The organism is Streptomyces sp. CLV115 (genome assembly GCF_038448545.1).
GTDB classification, from domain to species: Bacteria; Actinomycetota; Actinomycetes; order Streptomycetales; family Streptomycetaceae; genus Streptomyces; species Streptomyces sanglieri.
The window spans coordinates 1-3,846 of the sequence record NZ_JBCEWQ010000297.1 but is presented as its reverse complement, the minus strand read 5'-3'; the positions used below and the strand labels follow the sequence as shown (position 1 = coordinate 3,846).

Here is a 3,846-nt window from a genome sequence, read left to right as displayed (position 1 = left end):
CTCCAACGGCGCCGCCGCCTCCAACAACTGGCGAATCAACGTCCCCAGATCATCACTCGACCCACGCGACTTCGACGACAGACTCGTCAGAACCTGCGCCCCCATGTCGAACTTCATTCAATCCCCCAACCAGGCCGGGCAAACAAATGTGCTGACCATCCCTATCAACTCCGGGTTGCCGAAGGCAATCGAGGACCCCGGACCTGTGGACAGGCTGTGACATGGTCACCGAATAGCCGTCACAGGCAATGAGGTGCGGAAACGGAGCACTTGACCGGAGTACGGAGGATGGGGGCCCTCCCGGTGCGAAGGGGCACCGAGGATCTCCGGCAGATCTTCACGCGGTGCACACGGCCATGAACGACGGCCGACCGCCCGCCGATCCGGTGGATCATCACGAGCCGCCGAGCCGTTTCACCGTCGATTCGATGAACGCGGCCGCTTCCCGCTCGGAGATCTGCACGTGGTCGATGTCGTTGTGCCCGAGCTCGTAGAGCCTGAGGTACTCCGTCGGCTCCCAGCGAAGAGCACGGGTGAAGGCCTCGTCGTGCGTCTTGGCCTCCCTGCCGACGAGACGCCGTCGCAGGATGCCGCGTGGACCGCTGCGCGGGTATCCCTCGCTGATCTTCGCGTAGTACGTGATCCTGCCGGCCGCCCCGGCATCGAGGGCGTCGAGCGTGCTCGGGGCCAGCGTGAGGAACGGCTCGGCGTTGAGATTGGACTCGAACTTCCCGTACGGGATCATCACTCCGTACAGGTCGATGAACTCCTCGATCGAGTAGCCACCGCCCCGCCCGTACATGAGCAGCAACGGCTCGTACGGGTCCGGGAGCTCCGGAAGGGCGACCTCTCTCCCGGCCCGGAGCGCCGCCCAGCGCACGGCGCCCCGGCACGTCCTCGCCGTGGACGGCGTGCCGACGTTGTGCGCCACGTAGTCCTCCAGCTCGGACTCGACCTCCGGATCCAGCCGGAACGCGGGATCGACGAACTCGGTGACGTCGAAGAAGGGCCACTTCTCACCGGCGCCGTACGCCCGGGCCCACAGCGCCGCGCGACGCATGTGCTCCCGCATCAGCAGGGCGCGGGAACGCGAGTGGCCGGCGGCCAGGTCCCAGTCGCCGTACCAGTCGACCGCGCGCAACCGTTCCAGGACCGCGCGTGGCGGCTCAGCGCTCACTCAAGATCAAACCCCTTCAGGTGCGGTTCCTGGGGAACAGCCTTCGCCGCGCCGTCGGCATCGCACGAGCCGCGGGGCGTCCGGGGAACCCGCCGGCGCCCGTCAGCCCATCACCTGGACACCCAATTTCTGCAGCAGCAGCCGGCAGACCTCGCACGGCTCCGTGGTCCTGCCGTGATCGGGGTGCCCTTGGCCACGGATCATCTTGGAGATGATGGCGGATCCCGCGAAGTGCGGCGCGGCTTCGTCGAGAGTGGTCGTGCCGCCGTCGCCCCGCGCCGCGTCGAGCGCCCACAACTGGTCGGACACCAGGGCGGATTCGGCGCAGCGACCGGTGAACGGTCTGTTCACGTCGGCCGGCAGTGTGGCGACGAACGACCGGATCGCCGGATGGAGATCGGCGGTGCCTTCCCCGACCAGGCTGGTATGGCTGACCACCTGGCCGCCGATCAGCAGGGAGGAGGCCACGGCGGGATATTGCTCAGACAAAGAAGTCCTCCGCGTCCAGGGGGTCGGCCCCGATCAGGAACCTGGAAAACGCATCTGCGTCGTTCGCTCCCATGTAATAACCACCGGTGTGGTGGAGAACGAAGAAGCGGCCCTGTTCGTCGATCAGAATGATTCCGTATTCGAGGGACTCGTAACCGATGGGGAAGAGTTCCGTGCCGAGTTCGAAGGCCAGCTCCTTGATGAGCGCGGCGTCGCCGTCGTACCCGAACGTCGGGTTCATGATCCACGCCGATTCCCGGTCGGTGGGATGAACCAGTCGCAGATTGCCGTAGCTGCGGATGGCGCGAACCGCCTGCGGCGTCGGGATCAGGGTCACCCCGTGCTGCTCGGCGTCCTTCAGCCGAATCTGAATCAATTCCTCGGCAGCGTCCCCGATATCACGACTCGGAGACCAGTCGCACGCAGTCAGCCAATCGCGCACTTCGGGTGTCAGCTGTTCATGGTTCACTGTTTGTTCCGTTTCGTGAAACAGGGGTGCTACGAGTGTACTCGAATGCCCAGCTGAGGCAGTACGTGCTCGCAGGTGCGGCAGGGGGGCAGGAATTCATTGTGCACACGGTCGAGTTCCCCTGTGACGCGGTCGCGGAGATCACCGATCTGGCGTGAATGCATCACACCCCCCTCCAGGGCGGCCTTGGCGTCGTCAATGGTGCGAATCGATTTACCGGTGGGGTCGATCTGATGCAATCGATCGCTGATCAGTGAAATCTCGGCGCACTTGCCGTGCCCTATCCCCTTGTTCTTCCCCTGGGCCTCAAGCGTCTTTTCCACGTTCTTCAGGATGTCGTCGAGCACGGCATGCCGCTTCGGGAGCTTCTGGCCGTGCATCTTGGTGGTGCTGCTGTGCGCGGTGATCGTGTTGTCGTGCAGGAAACTTCCGGCACAGCCGGATTCGAGATGGTTCAGGCCGGGGGGTGCCGCTCCGGCCGGAGCCTTCAGCGCGTCGTCGGCGAGAGCGGACGCCTCCCGCTCCAGCAGAGGCAGCTGATCCTTCAGGGGAAGGTGCGAGACGTCCAGGGCGGGTCGCCGGTAGTGCCGCATCTTGTCCGCGCTCTGACCGTGCCAGCTGGGCTGGGGGTCCACGGGCTTGCCGTGCGGCTCGTTGCCCGGGCTGTCGCCACCGGGGTGGTCCGGACCATCGGGGCCATCGGGGCCATCGGGGCCATCGGGGCCGTTCGGGCCGTCGGGGTCGTGGGGGACACCGTCCTCGTGCGGGACACCGTCCTCGTGCGGCAGCGTGTCGTCGGATCCGTGGTGCGGGGCGCCCTCGTCGGTGCCACGGCGTACGCCGTCGTCGGCGTGGCCGTTCGGGGTGTGGTCGTTGTGGTGGGGCGGGGTCGGGTCGTGCGGTCCTCGCGGGCCGTCGCCGTGTCCGCCGCCGTTGTTGTGGTTTCCGGGGCCGTCGTTGTGGCCGCCGTTGTGGGGGCTGGGCGGTTCGTGGCTCGCGGAGGGGCCGTGGCCGAGGTCGTCGGCGTGTCCGCCCGGGAGGTTGTCGCCCGCGTGTCCGCCCGGCAGGTTGTCGGCGGGGTTGCGGGTGCCGGGGAGGTCGTCGGCGAAGCGGCCGGTGTCGCCGAGGTCGCTGCCGAGGTGGATGGCGTTGTCGCCGATGTGGGCCGAGACATCGGCGGTGTGGGCGCCGGCACCGACCAGGGCGGGTTCCCTGACCGGGGTGTCGGGGCGCGGGGTGGTGGGGTCCGTGCCGTCCGGGTGGGCGTTGGGAGAGGGCTCCTTGGGTGCGTCCCCGGCCTTCTGGACGATGTCGCCGTGTTCGTCGAGGAGGTTGCCCTCGTGGTCGAAGTACTGGACGGGTGCGTCGGTGTGGGTGGGGAGCTTGGTGGCGTTCTCGGGCAGGACGGGGACGTCGTCGGGGAACTTGACGTTCCCGTCGGGGAGCTTGATCCCGCCCTCGGGGACGGGTGCGCCCTCGGGGAGGTGGAAGGTGCCGTCGGAGAGTTTGAGGGAGCCTTCGGGAATGGTGATGGCATCGTCGGGGAGTTTGGGGATGTCGATGTTGCCGATGCCTTTGAGGCCCTTGGTGATGTCGCCGATCTTGGAGAGGCCGGTGCCGGCGCCTTTGGCGATGTAGGTCATGGGGTCGATGACCTTGCCGGCCTTGCCGGCGACGGAGAGTACCTTGGCGACGGCTCCGGCTTTGCCGG

The 3,846-nt window shown here is 67.2% G+C and carries 5 protein-coding genes; 1 reads left to right on the top strand and 4 read right to left on the bottom strand.

Translation table 11 applies throughout. The features are described from left to right. The coding region (locus AADR41_RS41455; protein WP_342287595.1) for a hypothetical protein at nucleotides 1-220 on the top strand (220 nt) is incomplete at its 5' end. Nucleotides 221-394: 174 nt separating this feature from the next. Here AADR41_RS41455 and AADR41_RS41450 read toward each other — a convergent pair. The 4 genes from AADR41_RS41450 to AADR41_RS41435 all read right to left on the bottom strand — a co-directional run. Then, nucleotides 395-1,177, bottom strand: a complete 783-nt coding sequence (locus AADR41_RS41450) for a hypothetical protein (RefSeq protein WP_342287593.1) — start codon at nucleotides 1,175-1,177, stop codon at nucleotides 395-397. A gap of 102 nt (nucleotides 1,178-1,279) precedes the next feature. After that, nucleotides 1,280-1,645, bottom strand: coding sequence for a YwqJ-related putative deaminase (locus tag AADR41_RS41445; RefSeq protein WP_342287591.1), 366 nt, complete (start codon nucleotides 1,643-1,645; stop codon nucleotides 1,280-1,282). A gap of 13 nt (nucleotides 1,646-1,658) precedes the next feature. Continuing rightward, nucleotides 1,659-2,135 carry an SUKH-3 domain-containing protein gene (locus AADR41_RS41440; protein WP_342287589.1) on the bottom strand — a complete coding sequence of 159 codons (477 nt, stop codon included), beginning with the start codon at nucleotides 2,133-2,135 and terminating at the stop codon, nucleotides 1,659-1,661. A 29-nt stretch (nucleotides 2,136-2,164) separates the two neighbouring features. Beyond that, nucleotides 2,165-3,846, bottom strand: a 1,682-nt coding sequence (locus AADR41_RS41435; protein WP_342287587.1) for a YwqJ-related putative deaminase, incomplete at its 5' end; no start/stop codon positions are given.